General features: G+C 66.9%; 13 protein-coding genes and 1 pseudogene. 5 read left to right on the top strand and 9 right to left on the bottom strand.

Features of this window, described 5'->3' with window-relative positions; genetic code table 11:
* Positions 1–1,867, bottom strand: a pseudogene (locus AC5P76_RS15580) (autotransporter outer membrane beta-barrel domain-containing protein); the annotation flags it as partial.
* 430 nt (positions 1,868–2,297) lie between these two features.
* On the opposite strand from AC5P76_RS15580, the gene AC5P76_RS15575 reads away from it, so the two are divergent.
* The 4 genes from AC5P76_RS15575 to treA all read left to right on the top strand — a co-directional run bounded on the left by AC5P76_RS15575 (position 2,298) and on the right by treA (position 8,239).
* A complete protein-coding gene (locus AC5P76_RS15575) occupies positions 2,298–2,777 on the top strand; it encodes an RNA polymerase sigma factor (protein WP_229765781.1) in 480 nt (159 codons plus the stop codon).
* The gene (locus tag AC5P76_RS15570; protein WP_253120415.1) at positions 2,774–3,742 is read left to right on the top strand and encodes a FecR family protein; all 969 of its coding nucleotides are present in this window, start codon (positions 2,774–2,776) and stop codon (positions 3,740–3,742) included. Before AC5P76_RS15575 ends, AC5P76_RS15570 begins: the two co-directional genes overlap by 4 nt.
* A 14-nt stretch (positions 3,743–3,756) precedes the next feature.
* Positions 3,757–6,546 (top strand): TonB-dependent receptor plug domain-containing protein, encoded by a 2,790-nt coding sequence (locus tag AC5P76_RS15565; RefSeq protein WP_253120412.1) that lies wholly within the window; start codon positions 3,757–3,759, stop codon positions 6,544–6,546.
* A gap of 73 nt (positions 6,547–6,619) precedes the next feature.
* A complete protein-coding gene (treA, locus tag AC5P76_RS15560) occupies positions 6,620–8,239 on the top strand; it encodes an alpha,alpha-trehalase TreA (RefSeq protein WP_253120409.1) in 1,620 nt (539 codons plus the stop codon).
* Here treA and AC5P76_RS15555 read toward each other — a convergent pair whose 3' ends face one another.
* The 7 genes from AC5P76_RS15555 to murJ form a co-directional block, all read right to left on the bottom strand.
* Entirely contained in the window at positions 8,240–8,905 is a 666-nt protein-coding gene (locus AC5P76_RS15555) for a lysoplasmalogenase (RefSeq protein WP_253120406.1), read from the bottom strand.
* Positions 8,902–10,785, bottom strand: coding sequence for a M61 family metallopeptidase (locus tag AC5P76_RS15550; RefSeq protein ID WP_253120403.1), 1,884 nt, complete (start codon positions 10,783–10,785; stop codon positions 8,902–8,904). The genes AC5P76_RS15555 and AC5P76_RS15550 overlap by 4 nt, the downstream gene beginning before the upstream one ends.
* A 223-nt stretch (positions 10,786–11,008) precedes the next feature.
* Positions 11,009–11,959: a 4-hydroxy-3-methylbut-2-enyl diphosphate reductase gene (gene ispH, locus AC5P76_RS15545; RefSeq protein ID WP_065174617.1), complete on the bottom strand. Its 951-nt coding sequence runs from the start codon at positions 11,957–11,959 to the stop codon at positions 11,009–11,011.
* 27 nt (positions 11,960–11,986) lie between these two features.
* Positions 11,987–12,511, bottom strand: coding sequence for a signal peptidase II (gene lspA, locus AC5P76_RS15540; protein WP_065174616.1), 525 nt, complete (start codon positions 12,509–12,511; stop codon positions 11,987–11,989).
* On the bottom strand, positions 12,511–15,342 hold the full coding sequence (gene ileS, locus AC5P76_RS15535; protein ID WP_065181117.1) for an isoleucine--tRNA ligase: 2,832 nt from the start codon (positions 15,340–15,342) through the stop codon (positions 12,511–12,513). The genes lspA and ileS overlap by 1 nt, the downstream gene beginning before the upstream one ends.
* Entirely contained in the window at positions 15,339–16,286 is a 948-nt protein-coding gene (locus AC5P76_RS15530) for a bifunctional riboflavin kinase/FAD synthetase (RefSeq protein ID WP_053516122.1), read from the bottom strand. The genes ileS and AC5P76_RS15530 overlap by 4 nt, the downstream gene beginning before the upstream one ends.
* A 75-nt stretch (positions 16,287–16,361) precedes the next feature.
* Positions 16,362–17,966 carry a murein biosynthesis integral membrane protein MurJ gene (gene murJ / locus AC5P76_RS15525; RefSeq protein ID WP_197572075.1) on the bottom strand — a complete coding sequence of 535 codons (1,605 nt, stop codon included), beginning with the start codon at positions 17,964–17,966 and terminating at the stop codon, positions 16,362–16,364.
* A gap of 117 nt (positions 17,967–18,083) precedes the next feature.
* Here murJ and rpsT point away from each other — a divergent pair, with 117 nt between their 5' ends.
* On the top strand, positions 18,084–18,353 hold the full coding sequence (gene rpsT, locus AC5P76_RS15520; RefSeq protein WP_005408560.1) for a 30S ribosomal protein S20: 270 nt from the start codon (positions 18,084–18,086) through the stop codon (positions 18,351–18,353).
* A gap of 190 nt (positions 18,354–18,543) precedes the next feature.
* Here rpsT and cgtA read toward each other — a convergent pair whose 3' ends face one another.
* Positions 18,544–19,596, bottom strand: coding sequence for an Obg family GTPase CgtA (cgtA, locus tag AC5P76_RS15515; RefSeq protein WP_065181115.1), 1,053 nt, complete (start codon positions 19,594–19,596; stop codon positions 18,544–18,546).
* Positions 19,597–19,667: the final 71 nt, after the last annotated feature.

Raw genomic sequence — 19,667 nt, 5'->3', positions numbered from 1 at the left:
GCTGCTGGACCACGTTGCCGATGCTGCCCAGCAGGGCGTTGTCGGCCAGGCGCAGGGTGGCATGCGCATCGCCACGCAGCGCACCGGCCTGCTGCGCGACCACGTCGCGGTCGGCAAACTGCAATGCGCCCAGCAGCGGCTTCAGGCCACTGTCCTGGCGATCGGATGCAGCTCCCAGCACACGCCCCAGGTCATCACCGGACGGGCCGTTGGCGAACAGATCCCACTGGTCGAAGCCCGGGTTGGCGGTCAGCCACAGACCGTCGGCCGTCTGCCTGACATTGAAACTCAACAGCGAGTTGTGGCGCGGACGGAACACCTCACCGCCGCTGATGCTGGCGCGGTAGCCAGTGTCGCCCAGCCGCACGACCTCCTGGAAGCCATCCTGGTAGATCGGGCCTTCAACCAGATCGCGACGGAAGTCCTTGCTGTAATAGCCCTGCGCCACGTTCAGTTCAAGGAAGGCGCCCTTGGAGATCACCAGCGCGCCATTGAGCACTTTGTTGGTGGACGGGTCGAAGAAATTACCCACGCGCACGCGACCACCGGCACTGCCGCCGCTCTCGGTCACGTCGAACAGCACTTTGCCGCCGGGCATGATGTTGACGTAGCCATGGGTGACCAGATCACCTCCGCGCGGCATCAGCGTGCCGAACACGCGCAGGCGGTTGAAGCCATCCTCGCGCCAGGACGGGCCGGTGCCACCCAGCAATGCAGTGCTGTCCATCGCCGTGCCCGCCACGTCGCCGTGGCCGACCAGCATGCCCGCACCGAGCACACGCACTTCCGGGGCACGCAGGGCGCCACCTTCCAGGGCGATGGTGCCATTGTCGACCAGCATGAAGTCCGCACCGGTGGTTGCGGACGAGCGCCAGACAGCGCCATTGGCAATCCGGATCACGCCCATCGAATCGTCCAGCGTGGACGCGTCCAGATCGCCCAGCCGAAGCTTGGACAGCAGCAGGGCCTGCACGCCGGGATCGCTCAGATAATCCTGCACCGAACCAGCGCCGATGCCCTGCGGACCCGTGCTGGAAAGGTTGTAGATGGTCAGTGCGTAGGAAAAGTACGCCGACGGCCGGTCGGTGCTCCAGCGCGCGAAGTCATCATCGACGAAGGTCTGCAGCTGGCGTCCCGACCGCAGGTAGCCCGGATTGATGTCACCGGTGACGTCCGCAGTGACATTCAACGTATCGCCCGGATCACGATAGCCGGTTGCGGTGATGATCCGGTTGCTGTGAATGTCCTGCCCAGGGAACGACTCCAGCGCGCTGCCGCTGCCATCCGGATCGAACGTGACCGACGTACCGGGGGTGCGCGCAGGATCGCGGAACACCAGCAGGCCGTTGGGCTTGACCACTTCGTACATCGCCTTGTGCAGCAGCCCAGCATCCATGCCGCCGCCATAGTTGCCGGTGTAGATCTGGGTCATGCGCGGCGACGGCTCGTAGATCACATTGCTGCCGTTGTTGGCCGCATGGATCTCCACCGAATCGACAATCGGCAGATCACCGGCAAGATAGCGCTCCACGCCCCCGGACTGCATGATCGAGCAGGACGAGATGCAGTGGCCCGATACGATGGTGTTCAGGCCGGACGTGCGGATCACCCCCTGCAGCCACTCGCCGGCGATCAGCGCGCCACCGTTGGAGGTACGCAGCACCACCTCCCGGATCGGCCGCCCCTCGGCCTGCGCCTTGGCCAGCAGCGCCGGCAGCGAAACGACGTCGGCGAAGGTGACGCCACCGCTGAGGAAGATGCGGTCTCCCTGCACGTGATAGTTCATTGCCATGGCGTCATCAGCCTTGACCATGACGCCAACACCAATCAGGCCGGCCAGGGCCAGACTCAACTTGGACTGCTTCATACCGTTCTCTCTCCCCCCGCAACACGCGGACGGGAAGCTAAACGTCAGAGCGGGAGGCCCTCCCCCGCTGCATGCCATGGAAAAGAATGAACGGATTCAGATCAAGTTGGCAGTCAAAACTGTGGCTGAGTTAGCGCTCTTGAACGCTTTTACAGGAGAAATACAGCCTCCGGCAAAGTTAAAAACGCAGAAAGGGCGGTAACACCCCCAGTGGCCATCCGAGTGAAAGGTGAACGAATTCATGATCGACACGTGCAGGCCGGCGGCTCTTCCCCATCCGGTCATCGTCGCGTAAAACTCGGTGACGCCCCCCCCTCATCGTTGCCCGAGGCCAGCCCTGTCCGCTTCGTCCCCCCTGATCCATCGCGCACCGGATCCGCCTGGGCCTCCGGACGCCTTCATCACGTTCGTAAGGGAAGAGCGCGCGCCGTTGTGCACTTTCCTGCGTACCCGTGGGGTGGGCCCGGAGGATGCGGAGGACATCGCCCAGGACTGCATGGAACGGTTGATCCGCTATCGCGCGCACGGCACCGAGGAACTGCGCCTGCTGCTGTATCGTATCGCCCGCAACCGCCTGGCAGACCGCGGCCGCTCGCCGCAGGCGAGACCGCATCTGTCGCTGGCCGAGCGCGATGGCAGCGACGAGCCCTCCAGCACGTCAGCCGACCCGCTGCGCCAGGCCGAATCCGGGCAGATGCTCGCCCTGCTCCGGCAGGCCCTGTTCAAACTGCCGGAGCGCGCGCGCGAGGTGTACCTGCTCAACCGGATCACCGGGATGAGCTACACGCAGATCGCGCAGCACTGTGGCATCACCGCCAAGACCGTGGAAAAACACATCGCCCGTGCACTGCAGGGCCTTCGTCAGGAGCTGGGGCCACACCCGCTGCACAACGACAGGGACAACGAATGATCAGCACCCGGCACACGGAAGAGGCGGGAGTGTTCGAGCGCGCCAGCGCCTGGGTGGCGCGCCTGGAGGCACACGACTGCACGCCCGAGGAACGCGAGCGCTTCGAAGACTGGCTGGCGCAGGACACCCGCCACGTCAAGGCGTGGGTACAGGCCGAAACGCTCTATCAGCAGAGTGCGGGCCTGGCCCAGGATCCGTGGCTGCGCACGGCGGCGGCGCGCGCCGCGCGTCCGGCCCGGCGCCGCTGGCTGCCCGACGTCGCTGCTGCGGCGGCGCTTTGTCTTGCCATCGGCATGGGCTGGATGGTCGCCACCGATGGCAATCCCACGCCCCGCATCTATGCCAACGACAGCCTTGCTCCCCGCCAACAGACGCTGGCCGATGGCAGCTCCGCCATCCTGGACGCAGGGACCACGTTGACCGTGCGCATGGGCTGGCGCCATCGGGAACTGGTCCTGGAGCAGGGTCGGCTGCAACTGCAGGTGGCACCGTCGCGCAAGGCCCTGCGCGTGCAGGCAGGCAACAGTTCGATCCGCGATATCGGAACCACCTTCCAGGTGGAGCGCCTGCGCGACGGCCATGTCGAGGTCGCCCTGCTGGAAGGCGCAGTGGAGGTCACCAGCGGCAGCGCGCAGCACACGCTGGCCCCGGGCCAGCAGCTGCAGGTACTGCCCTCCGGGCGGATCCAGCCGGGCCCTGCGCTCGCCTCGACCGAAGCGGCTGAGGCCTGGCTGCAGGGACGGCTGGTGTTCGATGCCACTCCCCTGGCGACCGTGGTCGAACGCATGAACCGCTACGGCCGCACGCAGATGGTGATCGCCGATCCGGAGATCGCCAGTCTCGCGGTCAGCGGCACCTTCCGTGCAGGCGACGCAGAGGAACTGCTGTCTGCGCTGGAGCTGGGATGGTCGGTTGCCGGCCAGGCGCGCCCGGATGGCGCGCTGGAACTGCGGCGTACCTACTGAGGAGAAAGGCGGTGATGGCAGGACCGGGCGCGCTGCAGTGGGGGCTGCTCCGGGGGCTGCTGTGGGTCATGTTCGGCGCTGCCAGCGCCGCGCCGGCCCACGCCCGCGAGCAACCCGCCAATGTCGACTACCACATCGCACCCGGCCCGCTGGCACCGGCACTGCAGCAATGGGCACGCCAGAGCGGCATCGCCCTGGTCTTCGACGCCCGCGAGCTGACGGGCCTGCACACCCCCGGCGCCGACGGCCGGCAGGCACCGGCGATCGCTCTCAAGCAGCTGGTCTCCGGGATGCCGGTGAACATCCTGCGCACGCCCTCGGGGGCGTTCGTCATCCGCCGCGTCGCTGCTTCTGCCGCGCCCCCTGCACGTGCCCCGACCGTGACGTCGCCCAAGCCGCCGCCGCCCGTCGCACTGGCCCCCGCGCAGGTGGAACTGGCACCGGTACACGTCACCGGCAGCCGCCTGCCGCGCACCTCCGTGCAGACGACGCTGCCGATGACGATCATCGATCGCGAAGACATCCTGCGCAGTGGTTACGGCAGCCTGTTCGACCTGTTGCGGCACCTTCCCGGCATGAACGGCCACCCGGCGATGACCACGTCGCGCGGCGGCGATTCGCAGTACCTGCCGGTGGGCGCTGCCGCCACCACCAGCCTGGATGGCATGGGGCCGCGTGCGACCCTGTTCCTGGTCAACGGCCGGCGGCTGCCACGCTATCCGATGGTGTCGCTGGAACAGGGCGGGCTCACCGATCTGGGCGGCATTCCCCTGAGTTTCATCGAACGCATCGAGCTGGTGCGCGGAGGCGCGTCGGCCATCTATGGTGCCGACGCGATGTCCGGTGTGGTCAACATCATCCTGCGCGAACAGGCCGAAGGCCCGGAGGCGACGGTGCAATCGGGCATCAGCAGCCGCGGCGACGCGCAGCAGAATCGCCTGCAGATCGCCAACGGCGGCGTGCGCGAAGGGGGAGACCGCTGGTTCGCCGGCCTGGACCTGCATCGCATCGAGCACGTGGCCGGCGATCGCCGCGCGTGGCATGCGGAAACGTCGTTGTATCCGATCGGCGCGTTCTACGACGGCGCGTACATCCCCGCCGAACTCTGCGAAGGTCCCTTGATGCAGCGTGAGGATGGCTGCTGGTTCGACAGCGCGCGGCCGCGCTCGCTGCAGCCCGCGTCGGATACTGCCTCGGCCTACCTGCGTTACCGGCACGAGCGTGGCGAAGGACGCTACGCCTATCTGGAAGCACGTGGCAGTCACAATCGGCAGCGTTTCGACCTGGGGCCGACCGCCGTTGCCATCGGCCTGTACGGCATCACGTTCAACAGCGTCCTGCGCGAGGCCGGAAGCGTGCGCCCGCACGTGCGCGCCAGCGATGCCGACATCACCCTGGGTATCGGTCGCGAGCAGCAGTCACGCAGCTGGGATGCGGGCATCAGCGCGCAACGCAGCCAGGTCACCCTGGTCACGCCGGGCACCGTGCGCACCGAACCGCTGCTGCACGCCGCCGAGACACTGGACTACCTTCCCGGCTTTACCTCGCTGCGTGCGGACAAAGCGCAACAGCTGTTCCCGTCGATCCGCAATCGTGGACGCACTGACCAGTGGCAGGGCTGGTGGGGCATGCAGCGGCAACTGATGCAGTTGCCTGGAGGGCCGGCCCAGCTGGCCACCGGCGTCGATCTGCGCTACGAAGCATGGGCCTCGTTACCCGATCCGTTGTTGATCCAGGGCGATCTGGCACTGGGCCTGCCCCAGCAGCAGCGACGCCTGTCACGTCGCAGCGGAGCCACCTATGCCGAGGTCGGCCTGCCGCTCAGCCGCTCGCTGCGCATGGACGTGGCCGCACGCTGGGACCGCGATGGCGATTACCTGGCGTTCTCGCCACGCGCGGGACTGCGTTGGAGTCCAACGCCCCACTGGTCGTTCCTGCTGACCAGCGGACAAGGCTACCGTGCGCCCAGCCTGTTCGAGCAGCGACGCCCCCCTGGCTACTTCGGCCTGGTCGCGCTGCCGGCCTCGCCGGGCCTGCCGCCCTGCGCACAGCCCGCGATCGACGGCAGCTGCCTGGTCAACGTGGAGGTCGCCGAGAACGACGCGCTGAAGGCAGAGCGTTCACGCAGCCATTCGCTGGCAGCCACGTGGACGCCCAACGACGTGTTCTCGCTGTCACTGACCCACAACATCGTCGAGCTGCGCAACGAGATCCTTGCCCTGCGGCCCACCGACGCGGCATGGAACCGCAGCACGTGGGAGCTGGATGACGAAGGGCGGCTGAGCAGTCTTCGCCTGTCATTCGACAACATCGGCCGCACGACGTCGCGCAATTGGGTAATGCGCGGCGAATACCGCGTCGACACCGATGACACCGGCCAGTGGCTTTTCTCACTGGACGCGCTGAAACAGCAGGCGCTGCGCCGCGAACGAGGGCAGGATGGCAGCGTGGATCTTCGCGGCCATGCCACGCCGGCAATGGCCGCGATCCTCACCGTGCAATGGCAGAACACGGCATGGGACGTGGCATTGCGCGGCAACCAGGTGGGACGCACGCGCGCCTGGCTGCCCGGTGCGGAATGCCCCGATGACCAGCGCGAGATGAACCATTGCATGAATCCACGGCAGCTGCGCTGGAACCTGCACATGGCGCGCAGGTTGGGGCCGCGGGTGATCGCCGCGCTGGACGTGCACAACGTGCTTGACCGGCAGCCGGTGAACTATCTGGTCGGCAACGGCGGACAGTTGCCGGGCTTGGATGATCCGCTGGGCCGCTATTTCCTGCTGACCCTGCAGTTCCGTTGAGGCCGCTGGCATCCACACGCGGGTGACACGGGCGGCGCGCTAGGGTGGGGCCACGCCCACCGTGAGGTACGTCATGCGTCCTTCGATCCGCCCGGTCGTCTGCGTACTGGCCCTGTTGCTCAGTACCGGCGCGGCATGCGCCGACTCGCCCGCTTCGACCCCTGCGCCGCCGGACCAGGCCTGGCAGCCGCTTTTCCAGCAGGTCCAGCGCGCACATCTGTTCCCCGACCAGAAGACCTTTGCCGATGCTGTGCCGCGGCAGTCGCCGGCTGCACTGCTGGCTGACTGGCAGCGCGCGCAGCGAGAGCCTGGCTACACGCTGCAGGCCTTCGTCGACAGGGCCTTCGACCTGCCCGATGGACCTGCGCCCTACGTCTCACCCGCCGGCCAGAGCCTGCGCGCGCATATCGAAGGCCTGTGGCCCGTGCTGACCCGGCAGTCCACGGCGGTCGATCCCCATGGCTCGCTGCTGCCGCTGCCGCACGCGTATGTGGTGCCCGGTGGGCGCTTCCGCGAGGTGTATTACTGGGACAGCTACTTCACGATGCTGGGACTGGCCTCCAGTGGCCGCTGGCCCCAGGTCCGCGCGATGGTCGACAACTTCGCGTGGCAGCTCGACCAGTACGGGCACATTCCCAACGGCAACCGCAGTTACTACCTGAGCCGCTCGCAGCCGCCGTTCTTCAGCCTGATGGTGACCCTGCTGGCCGCGCACGAAGGCGATCAGGCGTACCGCCGCTATCTGACACAGCTGCGCACCGAGCACGACTTCTGGATGCGGGGCGCCGATGGCCTTGCGCCCGGCCAGGCACGCGAGCGCGTGGTGCGCATGCCTAATGGCGACCTGCTCAACCGCTACTGGGATGCTCGCGCGGTGCCGCGTAGCGAATCGTGGACGGACGATCTGGCGACGGCGGCACAGGCACCGCAGCGGGCACCCTCACAGGTGTACCGCGACCTTCGCGCCGGCGCCGAATCCGGCTGGGATTTCAGCTCGCGATGGATGGACGACCCCAGTGCACTGTCCAGCATCCAGACCACGTCGATCGTTCCAGTCGACCTGAACAGTCTGCTGTACCACCTCGAGCAGACCATCGCCCGGGCCAGCCGCGTGGCCGGCGACCGCGCATCGGCCCGCGACTACTCGGCCCGGGCCGAGGCCCGACGCACGGCCATCAATCGCCTGCTGTGGGATGCGGCGCAGGGCTGGTATGCCGATCATGATCTGCGCAGCGGACAGCTGCGCCCTGCCCTGACCGCTGCCGCGCTGTATCCGTTGTGGTTGAAGATCGCCACCGATGAGCAGGCGCGACGCAGCGCCGACGCGGCCGAAGCACAATTGATGCGTGAGGGCGGCCTGCTGACCACCACCCTCGTCAGCGGCCAGCAGTGGGACGCGCCGAACGGGTGGGCACCGCTGCAGTGGGTGGCCGTCGATGGCCTGCAGCACTACGGTCAGGAGCGCCTGGCGCGGCAGCTGGGAGTGCGCTTCCTGCGCACCGTGCAGTCCGTCTACGATCGGCAAGGCAAGCTGGTGGAGAAGTACGTGGTCGATGGCTCCGCGGGCGGAGGGGGTGGCGGCGAGTATCCGCTGCAGGATGGCTTCGGCTGGAGCAACGGGGTGACACTGGCACTGCTGGATCGCCTGTGCCCGCGGCAGCGGACCTGCGAGAACGCGGGCGACGTCGAGTAGCTAGCGCACTGATCGTGCGATCGTGTACTGCGCCGCGTAGTAGGTGGACAGCACCAGCAGGCTTGCCAGCGGCAGGCCACCGGCGAAGCGGTCCCAGGCCAGCAGTGAATCGCTGGCGACGAACAGCAGGGCACCGGCCGCTGCCCAGCGTGCGCTGCACGGTTCCGGCTCCGCCGCTTGGGGGCGCGCCCATACGCGTGCAAGCGCCAACACCGCCATCGACGCGAGCACCACCACGTATGCCATCACCGGGGTGCGCATCGGCGCCGGCAGATGTGGCCACAGCCCCATCACGTTGAGCACGGCGACTGCGCCCAGCAACACGGCGGCGGCGAGCAGCCCACGGCCTACGCGCAGACCATCGCGGAACGCGACGATGTAGCAGAGGTGGGCCAGCAGGAACGCCAGCAGGCCGGGGACGAAGGCATCCATCGGCAGCATGAGCGCGATGTCGCCTGCGCACGAGAGCAGCATGCCCGCCAGCACCGCGCGACGGTACGACGGTGATCCAGCAGGACGCGTCTGCCATACCATCGCCGCGATCAGCAGGGTCGCTGCCGGCTTTGCCAGCCAGTGCAGCCATCGGCCTTCGCCGGGCAGGAATGCACCGACAATGGCCAGCACCGCCAGCAGCAGGACCGCACTGCCGCCCAGGCGTGGTCTCATCGCGGCTTCCACAGCTCGGCCAGCTGATCCGGGCGGCCGGGAATGCGCTCCAGCACCGGATACTGCAGGCCACCGTGATAGTCGATCCGGATCGGCACGATGCGGTCGAACTGCTTGACCAGCAGAGTGATCGGCGCCTTGTTGGTGGCGGCAACGGCAACCGCGTCCTTCAACCGCTCGCTGCTGTACTCGCGGTCACCGATGGCGATCACCTTCATGCCCGGCGCCAGGCCTGCATTGAAGGCGGGACTGTCCCAGATCACGTCGCCGACCACACCGCTGTCCATCACCGTCGCACCGAGCGAGTACGCCAGCAGCGCCGCCTTGGCGCGTTTTTCCTGTGCCTTGTAGGCATCGTTCGGCGCGTCGCGGTAGACCAGCTTCCAGCCGGCCAGTTCCAGACCGCCGGTCAGCGATCCGTGGCCGTCCAGGCGCTGCCGCAGGAAGCCGGCCCAGTCGTACGGAGCAATGGCGTTCAAGGTCGCCACCACGTCGTCGAACGTATACGGATTGACGTCCCAGTCACCGTTGCCTACGCCAAAGAAGGCACGGGCAAAATCATCCAGACTGCGCCGGTTTCCGGTCAGCGCGCGCAGCCTGCCCTCCACTTCCAGCCACAGCATCTGGCCGCCGGAGTAGTAGTCCTCGCTCATCTGGTAATTGCGATACGGCAGTGTGCGCCGCTGGGCGATGGTCGGGTCGTTGGTGGTGTCCTGCAGTGGCCGCCAGGCCAGTCCCGGGCGACCGCGATCATAGGTCGCCGCAACATTGGCCAGCATGTCGCGCGCCTGATCGGTGGACCACAACCCCGAGCGGGCGGCCAGCACCTGGCCCCAGAACTGGGTCTGGCCTTCGTACACCCACAGCAGGCTGTCACCCATCGGAACGTTGAAGTTGTCGGTTGCCAGGTCCGCGCCACGGCGATACTTGCCGTTCCAGGAATGCGTGTACTCGTGCGGCAGCAGGTCACGCATCCATGCCGAGTCATCCCACTCGGTGAAGTAGCCCGGCGCAGCGCTGTTCTCGCTGGAGCGATGATGCTCCAGCCCGATGCCGCCCAGTCGGTCGGTCAATGCCAGCAGGAACTCGTAATGGTCGTAGTGGCGCGCGCCGTACAAGCGGTCAGCCTGCTGCACCAGGGCGCGGTGCGCCTTGATCTGTGCCTCGGTCGGCTTCAGCGACTTCGCTTCATCGGCGAACACGTTCAGGTGCACCGGCGCCTTGGCGCCCGGGTCCAGATCGATGCGCTGGTAATGCTCACCGGCGAACAGCGGCGAATCGACCAGATGGTCGAAAGTGATCGGCTTGAACACCACCGTGTCACCGTCGCGCCGGACTGTTTCGAGCGCGGTGGCATAGCTCCAGCCCTTCGGCAGGGTCACGCTGGCCTGGGCCTGCAGATGGCGTGCATCGACCCCGGCCGGATACAGCGCGTTGGCGTTCCACTGCAGGTTGAGCATTTCCGGCGTCATCACCACGCGGCCCTGGTTGCCGCCCTGCGAGGACAGGAAATCGAACTGCGCCACGATCTCGCTGACGCCCTCCGGCACATCGACCTTGAACGCATAGACGTTGTACTGGTCGCGCTGCCAGGCCAGCGGCCTGCCATTGGCCGTGACGCGCAGGCCAGCGAGCTTGTCGATCGGGCCGGTGGGCGAATGATTGCCGGGAATCCACTGCGGGTACAGCAGGGTCATCGGGCCGGGTTTTGCCGGCACGGTGGCGGTCACCTTGAAGATGCGCCGGGCCAGATCGCGCGCGTCCACGTCGATGCGCAGCAGGCCGTGCGCAGCGGCATCGGCCGGCGGCGGGCTCTGCGCCAGCGCGGGTGTGGCCGCCAGCGCGAACAGCACGGACATCACCAGGGCACGGGTCTTCATCGGGCGGCTTCCAACAGCGGAGAATCCTCCGATGCTAGGCCTGTGTGGTGCGCGGCCCCATGGCCAAAGGTCATGGGCGGGCTGCCCATCCGCGCATGCCCAAAAGCGTGCGAACCAAGGTTCGCACCCACCTTGTGCTGGTTTGCACCCACCAGAGCGGTTTTTGCACCCACCAGAGCGGTTTCAGTAGATCCACGCCATGCGTGGATGAGGCCTTTCCCGGTCAGTCGATCAGGCGCAGGCGCAGTTCCTTCGGCAGCGCGAACACCATCGATTCCGGCTCGCCATCAAGCTCGGACACACTGCCGGCGCCCAGTTCGGCCAGGCGCGCAAGCACGCCATCGACCAGCACCTGCGGTGCCGACGCACCGGCGGTGACGCCGACGTGCTGCTTGCCCTGCACCCAGGCCGGGTTGATCTCATGGGCGCCGTCGATCAGGTAGCTCTCGACGCCTTCGCGCCGTGCCAGCTCGCTCAGCCGGTTGGAATTGGAGCTGTTCGGGGACCCGACCACCAGCACCAGATCGCAGCGCTTGGCCAGGTCACGTACCGCGTCCTGCCGGTTCTGCGTGGCGTAGCAGATATCGTCGTTCTTCGGCCCCTGCATGGCCGGGAAGCGCTCGCGCAGGGCGTCGATGATGCCGCGCGTATCGTCCACGGACAGCGTGGTCTGGGTGGTGTAGGCGAAGTTCTCGGGCTGGTTGATCTGCAGCGTGGCGACCTGCTCCACATCCTCCACCAGGTAGATCTGGCCGGTACCGGCTTCCTGGTTCCACTGCCCCATCGTGCCTTCCACTTCCGGATGGCCCGCGTGGCCGATCAGCACCACGTCGCGGCCCGCACGGCAATGGCGCGCCACTTCGAAGTGGACCTTGGTGACCAGCGGACAGGTGGCATCGAATACCTTCAGGCCACGACGCTCCGCTTCCAGGCGCACTGCCTGCGATACACCGTGGGCACTGAAGATGACGGTGTTGTTGTCCGGCACCTCGTCCAGTTCCTCGACGAAGATCGCACCGCGCTGCTTCAGATCATCGACCACGAAGCGGTTGTGCACCACCTCATGACGGACGTAGATGGGCGCGCCGAGCGTTTCGATCGCGCGCTTCACGATCTCGATCGCACGATCGACACCGGCACAGAAACCACGCGGGTTGGCGAGCAGCACATCCATCAGTTCAATCTCCCGGCAGCGGCCGGCTTACGGTTTCGGAGTGGCATTATCCGCCTTTTTGGCGGACCTGCCGTCGAACAGGCCGGTCAGGGCGATGCCGATGGCACCGACCACGATGGCCGAGTCGGCGATGTTGAACGCCGGCCAGGTATAGCTGCCAACGTACCACTGGATGAAATCGACGACATGACCGTGCACCTGGCGGTCGATCACGTTGCCGATCGCCCCGCCGATGATCAGCGCATAGGGAACGGCGGCCTTCCAGTTGCCACGGGCGGTGCCACGCAGCCACCATGCCATCAGGCCGCTGATGGCGATCGCCAGCGCCGTGAAGAAATACTTCTGCCAGCCACCGGCGTCGCTGAGGAAACTGAATGCGGCACCGGTGTTGTAGGTGCGATACCAGTTCCAGAAGCCATCGATGACCACCACCGGCTGGAACTCCGGCAGGCTCGACAGGACCCAGGCCTTCGACCACTGGTCCAGGCCGATGATGGCCGCCGACAGCAGCAGCCAGACCAGAGCGTTGGGATGCGGACGGGCGGCGCTCATCAGAACCAGCTCCGAACTTCGCCAGCGCCGTCGATGTTGCTCACGCAACGGCCGCACAGTTCCGGGTGATCGGCATGACTGCCGACGTCGGCGCGGTGATGCCAGCAGCGCACACACTTGGCCTTGGTGGTCGGCTGGGCACTGACGAACACCTCGTCGGTGGTTGCCGGACGCACCTGCACGTCACCGCTGATGAACAGGAAGCGCAGTTCGTCGGCCAGCGGCTGCCAGCGCGCCGCCTGCTCTTCGCTGGCGGCCACGGTGATCTCGGCCTCCAGGGCGGCGCCGATCGCGCCGTTGGCACGCATCGGCTCGAGCACCTTGGCCACCTGCTCGCGCACGGCCAGCAGCTGGTCGAAATCGGCAGCGTTGAGCTGGGCATCCGCCGGCAGCGGCGCCAGGCCCTCGTACCAGGTGGTGAACAGCACGTGGCCGGTGCGCGTGCCCGGCAGGTAGCCCCACAGCTCGTCGGCGGTGAAGGTCAGGATCGGTGCCACCCAGCGGGTGAACGCCTCGGCGATGTGATACATCGCGCTCTGCGCCGAACGGCGACCGTGCGAGTCGGTCGGCATCGTGTACAGGCGGTCCTTGGTGACGTCCAGGTACAGCGAGCCCAGGTCCACGCTGCAGAAGTTCAGCAGCAGCTGCACGATCTCGGCCATGTTGTAGCCGTCGTAGGCCGCCTTGATCTTCTCCTGCAGTTCCCACGCGCGATGCACGATCCAGCGGTCCAGCGCGACCATCTGGTCGAGCGGGCGCAGGTCCCGGGCCGGATCGAAACCGTCCAGGTTGCCGAGCAGGAAGCGCGCGGTGTTGCGCAGGCGACGGTAGGCGTCGGCATTGCGCTTGAGGATTTCCTGCGACAGCGACATCTCGTTGCTGTAGTCGGCCGAGGCGATCCACAGGCGCAGGATGTCCGCGCCCAGCTTGTTCATGATGTCCTGCGGCTCGATGCCGTTGCCCAGCGACTTGGACATCTTGCGACCGTGCTCGTCCACGGTGAAACCGTGGGTGAGGCACTGCTTGTAGGGCGCGCGCCTGTCGATTGCCACGCCGGTCAGCAGCGACGACTGGAACCAGCCGCGGTGCTGGTCCGAGCCTTCCAGGTACAGGTCGGCCGGCTTGCCGAAGCCACGCGCGGCCAGCACGCCTTCATGGGTGACACCCGAGTCGAACCAGACGTCGAGGATGTCGGTGACCTTCTCGTAGTCGGCCGCTTCTGCGCCCAGCAGTTCGGTTGCATCCAGCGAGTACCACACGTCGATGCCCTCGGCTTCGACACGGTCGGCAACCTGCTGCATCAGCTCCACCGAGCGCGGGTGGATCTCGCCGGTCTGGCGATGGGTGAACAGTGCGATCGGCACGCCCCAGGTGCGCTGGCGCGAGATCGTCCAGTCCGGACGGCCATCGACCATGCTCTGGATGCGCGCCTTGCCCCAGGCCGGGAACCAGCCGACGGTGTCGATCGCGGCCAGCGCATCGCTGCGCAGGTTGGCCTTGTCCATCGAGATGAACCACTGCGGGGTGGCACGGAACACCACCGGCGTCTTGTGGCGCCAGCAGTGCGGATAGCTGTGGCGGATCGGGTGGAAGGCCAGCAGCGTGCCGTTGTCGCGCAGCACGCCGATGATGGCCTCCTGCGCCTTCCACAGGTGCTGGCCGGCCAGTACCACGTCACCGGCCGGCGGCGTCGATTCCAGGTACACGCCACGGCCATCGATCGGCGTCACCTGGCCGGCGTTGTACGTGTCGAGCAGGCCGTACTTCTGGCTGACCACGTAGTCTTCCTGGCCATGTCCGGGAGCGGTGTGCACCGCACCGGTACCGTCTTCGTCGGACACATGGTCGCCGTTGAGCAGCGGGATCGCGCGCCCGGCATAGAACGGATGCGACAGCAGCTGGTTTTCCAGTGCAGCGCCCGTGGTTTCGCCGTGCAGTACCACCTCCTCGACGCCGTAGCGCTGCAGCGCACGTCCAGCCAGCGCAGCGGCAAGCACCAGCCAGCGGCGCTTGCCGTTGTGCGCCGGACCTTCGGCCAGCACGTAACGGATGTCCGCACCCAGCGACACGGCCAGCGACGCCGGCAGCGTCCACGGCGTGGTGGTCCAGATCGGCACCGCCACGTCCACATCGGCCGGCACGCTCACGCCGAATGCCTGGCCGATGGCCTGCGGATCACGCGCGGGGTATGCCACGTCGATCGCCGGCGATTCCTTTTCCTGGTATTCGATCTCGGCTTCGGCCAGCGCCGAACCGCAGTCGAAGCACCAGTACACCGGCTTGGCACCCCGCACCAGGTGGCCATTGGCCACCACCTTGGCCAGTGCGCGGATCTCGTTGGCCTCGAAGTCGAAGCTCAGGGTCTTGTACGGGTTGTCCCAGTCACCGGTCACGCCCAGACGCTTGAAGTCCACGCGCTGGATGTCGATCTGCTCCTCGGCGAACTCACGGCACTTCTGCCGGAATTCAACCGCATCGAGCTTCACGCCGACCTTGCCCCACTTCTTTTCCACCGCGATCTCGATCGGCAGGCCGTGGCAGTCCCAGCCGGGCACGTAGGGCGCATCGAAACCGGCCAGGTAGCGCGACTTGACGATGATGTCCTTCAGGATCTTGTTGACCGCGTGGCCCAGGTGGATGCGGCCGTTGGCATACGGCGGGCCGTCGTGCAGCACGAACAGCGGGCGGCCGGCGGCGTTGTCGCGCAACTGCTGGTAGAGCCCCTGCTCCTCCCACCGCGCCAGAATGCCCGGCTCGCGCTTGGGCAGGTCGCCGCGCATCGGGAAATCGGTGGCTGGCAGGTTCAGGGTGGTCTTGTAGTCCTGGCTCACGCAGTGGCTCGCAATCTATGTTCGGAAAGGATGGCGCGCGCCTGCTCGGCGTCGCGGTGCATCTGGTCGGTCAGTGCCGCCAGATCATTGAACTTCTCTTCGTCACGCAGCTTGGCGACGAATTCAACGTCGATGTGGCGACCGTACAGGTCACCCTGGAAATCGAACAGGTGGGCTTCCAGCAGCGGCTCCACGCCCTCCACCGTCGGCCGCGTGCCGAAGCTGGACACCGACGGCCAGGGCTGGTCGAACACACCGTGCACCCAGGTCGCGTAGATGCCCGACAACGCCGGGGTCTTGGGGAAACGCAGGTTGGCGGTCGGGAAGCCCAGCGTGCGGCCGAGCTGGCGACCACGCACCACGCGCCCGCTGATCGCGTAGGGGCGACCGAGCAGATCGCCGGCCCGGGCGAAATCGCCGGACTGCAGCAGCTGGCGGATGCGGGTACTGGAAATGCGCTCGCCGTGCAGGTCGACCGCCTCGATCTCGCCCGCGCTGAAGCCCAGCTCGCCACCCAGCTTCTGCAGCAGGGCCAGATCACCGCGGCGACGGTTGCCAAAGCAGAACTCCGGCCCGATCCACACTTCGCGGGCATTCAGTCGCCGCACCAGCAGTTGGCGGACGAAGGTTTCGGCCGGCATCGCCGCCATCGCTGCATCGAAGCGCAGCAGCCCCACCGCGTCCACCCCCAGCTCGCGCAGCATCTCGACCTTGCTGCGTGCCAGCGTCAGGCGCGGTGGTGGTGTGCCCTGGGCGAAGAACTCACGGGGCAACGGTTCGAACGCCACGGCCACCGCAGCCACGCCCAAGGCGCGCGCGCGCGCAACGGCATGCCGCACCAGTGCACGATGCCCCAGATGGAGGCCGTCGAATGCACCGATGCAGACCACGCTTCCGTTGGGGAACAGCTCCCCGCCCTCGACGCTTCTGAACAGCCTGCTCATCAACTCCCGTTCCGGCCCACCCGGGGCCGCCGCTTCAATGGTGTAACCCTGAAGTATAGCCGCCGCAGGCGACGATCAATGCCCGCGCAGGTCGCGCGGGCGGAAGCCCATGGCCAGCATCGCCAGCAGATAGGTCAGGCCACCGCCCCCCACCAGCAGGATCAGGCCGCCGATCCGGTGCCATTTGTCCATCCCGGTGAAGGCCGGCATCCAGTACAGCAGGGCCAGCAGCACGCCGACCATGCACGCGCAGGCCACCAGCAGCCGCACGAGGTAGCTGCCCCAGCCCGGCAGGCGCTGGTAGACATCGGTCTTGCCCAGCCAGTACCACAGCAGGCCCAGGTTCAGGTAACTGGACAACGCACTGGCAATGCCCAGCGCCAGATGCAGGCCGGGCTGCTTGCCGATGGCGGTCATCACACCCTGCGCCTTCAGCGCGTCCGGCACCATCACCTGATACAGCACGGCCAGCAGGACGAAGTTGAACACCATGTTGGCCACCAGCGCGGCCACGCCGGCACGCACCGGGGTGCGGGTGTCCTGGCGGGCATAGAAGGCCGGCAGGACCACCTTCAACAGGGCGAACGCGGGCAGGCCGAAACTCAGGCCATACACCGACAGCGCGGTCATGCGGGTGTCGAAGGCGGTGAACTGGCGGTACTGGAACAGCGTGGCGATCAGCGGTTCAGCCAGCAGCACCAGGCCCAGCATGGCCGGCACCGAAATCAGCAGGGTCATGCGCAGGCCCCAGTCGAGCGAGCGCGAGAAGCCCTCGCGGTCGGTGCTGACGTGGTGGCGGGCCAACGCCGGCAGGATCACCGTGCCCAGGGCCACGCCGAACACCCCCAGCGGCAACTCCAGGAAGCGGTCGGCCAGGGACAGCCAGGACTGCGAGCCATCCGTCAGCTTGGCCGCGATCAGGGTGTCCAGCAGCAGGTTGATCTGCGCCACCGAGGAACCGAACAGGGTCGGCACCATCAGGGTCAGCACCTTGCGCACACCCGGGTGGTTCCAGCCCCAGCGCGGCAGGGTCAGCAGATTGATGCCCTTGAGCGAGGGCAGCTGGAACAGCAGCTGCAGGATACCGGCCGCCAGCACGGCCCAGCCCAGCGCCAGGATCTGCTTTTCCGGGGTGCCGCCGAGTTGCGGCGCCAACCACAGCGCGCCGGCGATCATGCACAGGTTGAGGATGACCGGGGTCAGCGCCGGCATCGCGAAGCGCTGGAAGCTGTTCAGCGCCCCGCCGGCCAGCGCGGTGAGCGAGACGAACAGCAGGAACGGGAAGGTCAGGCGGAACAGATCGACCAGCAGGGTCTGTTTGACCGGGTCGGTATCAGCGCCACTTGAGAACACCACCGCCAGCTGGGGAGCGAAGATCAACGCCAGCGCGGTGACCACCAGCAGCGTCCCGCCCAAGGTGCCCGCCACGCGTGACATCAGTTCGCGCAGTTCGGTGTGGCTGCGGGTCTCCTTCACCTCGGTGAACACCGGCACGAAGGCGGTGGCGAAGGAGCCTTCGGCGAACAGGCGACGCAGGAAATTGGGTACCCTGAACGCCACCCAGAACGCATCGGTGACCGCATTGGTGCCGAACGTGGTGGTGATCACCTGGTCCCGGACAAGTCCGAGCACCCGCGAGACCATGGTCATGCTGCTGAACGACAGCAGGCCCCGCAACATCTTCGGTGAACTCACTCAACGTCCCTCTTGACAATCGACTTGACGTACATTTCCCGCGCCATCATACTAGCCAGCTTGCTGTTCCCATAACACCGATTTTTTCAGGAAACCACCACCGTGGCCAATATCAAGTCCGCCAAGAAGCGCGCCAAGCAGACCGTCGTGCGCAACGCGCGCAACGTGGCTCAGCGCTCGATGCTGCGCACCGCTGTCAAGAAAGTGATCAAGGCGCTGGACGCCAACGATGCCGCCGGCGCCGAAGCCGCCTTCGCCGTTGCCCAGCCGATCCTGGATCGCTTCAGCGCGCGTGGCCTGATCCACAAGAACAAGGCTGCTCGCCACAAGAGCCGCCTGAACGACCGCATCAAGGCCCTCAAGGCCGCCTGATCCGGTTGCCGCCGGGGCTGCCTCCCGGCGACACGCAAAAGCCCGGCTCCGGCCGGGTTTTTTGTTGCCTGCACTCCGGGCCCTGCCCGCTTTCCGTAGAGCCGAGCCCATGCTCGGCTGCTGCCTGCATCGCAACCAACAAAAAAAACCCGGCCGAAGCCGGGCTTTTCTGGCGGGAGCCACAACGCCCTTACTGCGCGTTGCGGGCCTCCAGCTCCTCTTCCTTCTGCCGATCGAAGAAGGCCATGATCCGGCTCATGATCGGGAAGGTACCTTCGCGCCCCAGGGCGGACACCAGGAACCAGGGCTCCTTCCAGCCCAGCTCGGCCACGATCTGTTCGGCCGCCGCCTTGGCCTCGTCCTCGAACATCAGGTCAGCCTTGTTCAGCACCAGCCAGCGCGGCTTTTGCAGCAGTTCCGGATCGTGCTTTTCCAGCTCGCGCTCGATCGCGCGCACCTGCTCGACCGGGGAGATGCCCTCCACGCCACCCTCCATCGGCGAGATGTCCACCAGGTGCAGCAGCAGGCGGGTGCGCTGCAGGTGGCGCAGGAACTGCGCGCCCAGGCCGGCACCGTCGGCCGCACCCTCGATCAGGCCCGGAATATCGGCGATCACGAAGCTGCGGTAGTTCTCGACCTTCACCACGCCCAGATTCGGGTACAGCGTGGTGAACGGGTAGTCGGCCACCTTCGGCGTCGCCGCCGAGACAGCGCGGATCAGGGTGCTCTTGCCGGCATTGGGGAAGCCCAGCAGGCCGACGTCGGCCAGCAGCTTCAGTTCCAGCTTCAGCGTGCGCTCTTCGCCCGGCTCGCCCGGCAGCGCCTGGCGCGGCGAACGGTTGGTCGAGCTCTTGAAGTGCATGTTGCCCAGGCCGCCCCTGCCGCCCTTGGCCACCAGCAGGCGGTCGTTGTGCTGGGTCAGGTCGCCGATGATTTCATCGGTGGCGACGTTGATGACCACGGTGCCGACCGGCACGGTGATGGTCAGATCTTCGCCACCCTTGCCGTAGGCCTGGCGACCCATGCCGTTCTCGCCGCGCTGCGCCCTGAAGATGCGGTCATGGCGGAAGTCGACCAGGGTGTTCAGGTTTTCGTCGGCGCGGATGTACACGCTGCCGCCCGCACCGCCGTCGCCGCCGTCCGGGCCGCCGAGCGGAATGAACTTCTCGCGACGGAAGCCAATGCAGCCGTTGCCGCCGTTGCCGGCGAACACTTCGATTTCTGCTTCGTCTACCAGTTTCATTGTTTCGATGCCTGCGATGGGCGCGGCCAACCTGCCGTCGCCTTGAATGTAATGCCAGCCGATGGCGGGCA

This window comes from Stenotrophomonas sp. YJH_SMC_36 (assembly GCF_059369935.1).
The sequence above is the reverse complement of the archived record's forward strand: the minus strand, read 5'-3'. Positions and strand labels throughout refer to the sequence as shown.

What these genes read in the sequence shown, in the direction of transcription:
- AC5P76_RS15570 (WP_253120415.1), top strand. Translation starts at nt 2,774, where the DNA reads ATGATCAGCACCCGGCACACGGAAGAGGCGGGAGTGTTCGAGCGCGCC.
- AC5P76_RS15565 (WP_253120412.1), top strand. Translation starts at nt 3,757, where the DNA reads ATGGCAGGACCGGGCGCGCTGCAGTGGGGGCTGCTCCGGGGGCTGCTG.
- treA (WP_253120409.1), top strand. Translation starts at nt 6,620, where the DNA reads ATGCGTCCTTCGATCCGCCCGGTCGTCTGCGTACTGGCCCTGTTGCTC.
- AC5P76_RS15555 (WP_253120406.1), bottom strand. Translation starts at nt 8,905, where the DNA reads ATGAGACCACGCCTGGGCGGCAGTGCGGTCCTGCTGCTGGCGGTGCTG.
- AC5P76_RS15550 (WP_253120403.1), bottom strand. Translation starts at nt 10,785, where the DNA reads ATGAAGACCCGTGCCCTGGTGATGTCCGTGCTGTTCGCGCTGGCGGCC.
- ispH (WP_065174617.1), bottom strand. Translation starts at nt 11,959, where the DNA reads ATGGATGTGCTGCTCGCCAACCCGCGTGGTTTCTGTGCCGGTGTCGAT.
- lspA (WP_065174616.1), bottom strand. Translation starts at nt 12,511, where the DNA reads ATGAGCGCCGCCCGTCCGCATCCCAACGCTCTGGTCTGGCTGCTGCTG.
- AC5P76_RS15530 (WP_053516122.1), bottom strand. Translation starts at nt 16,286, where the DNA reads ATGAGCAGGCTGTTCAGAAGCGTCGAGGGCGGGGAGCTGTTCCCCAAC.
- murJ (WP_197572075.1), bottom strand. Translation starts at nt 17,966, where the DNA reads ATGTTGCGGGGCCTGCTGTCGTTCAGCAGCATGACCATGGTCTCGCGG.
- cgtA (WP_065181115.1), bottom strand. Translation starts at nt 19,596, where the DNA reads ATGAAACTGGTAGACGAAGCAGAAATCGAAGTGTTCGCCGGCAACGGC.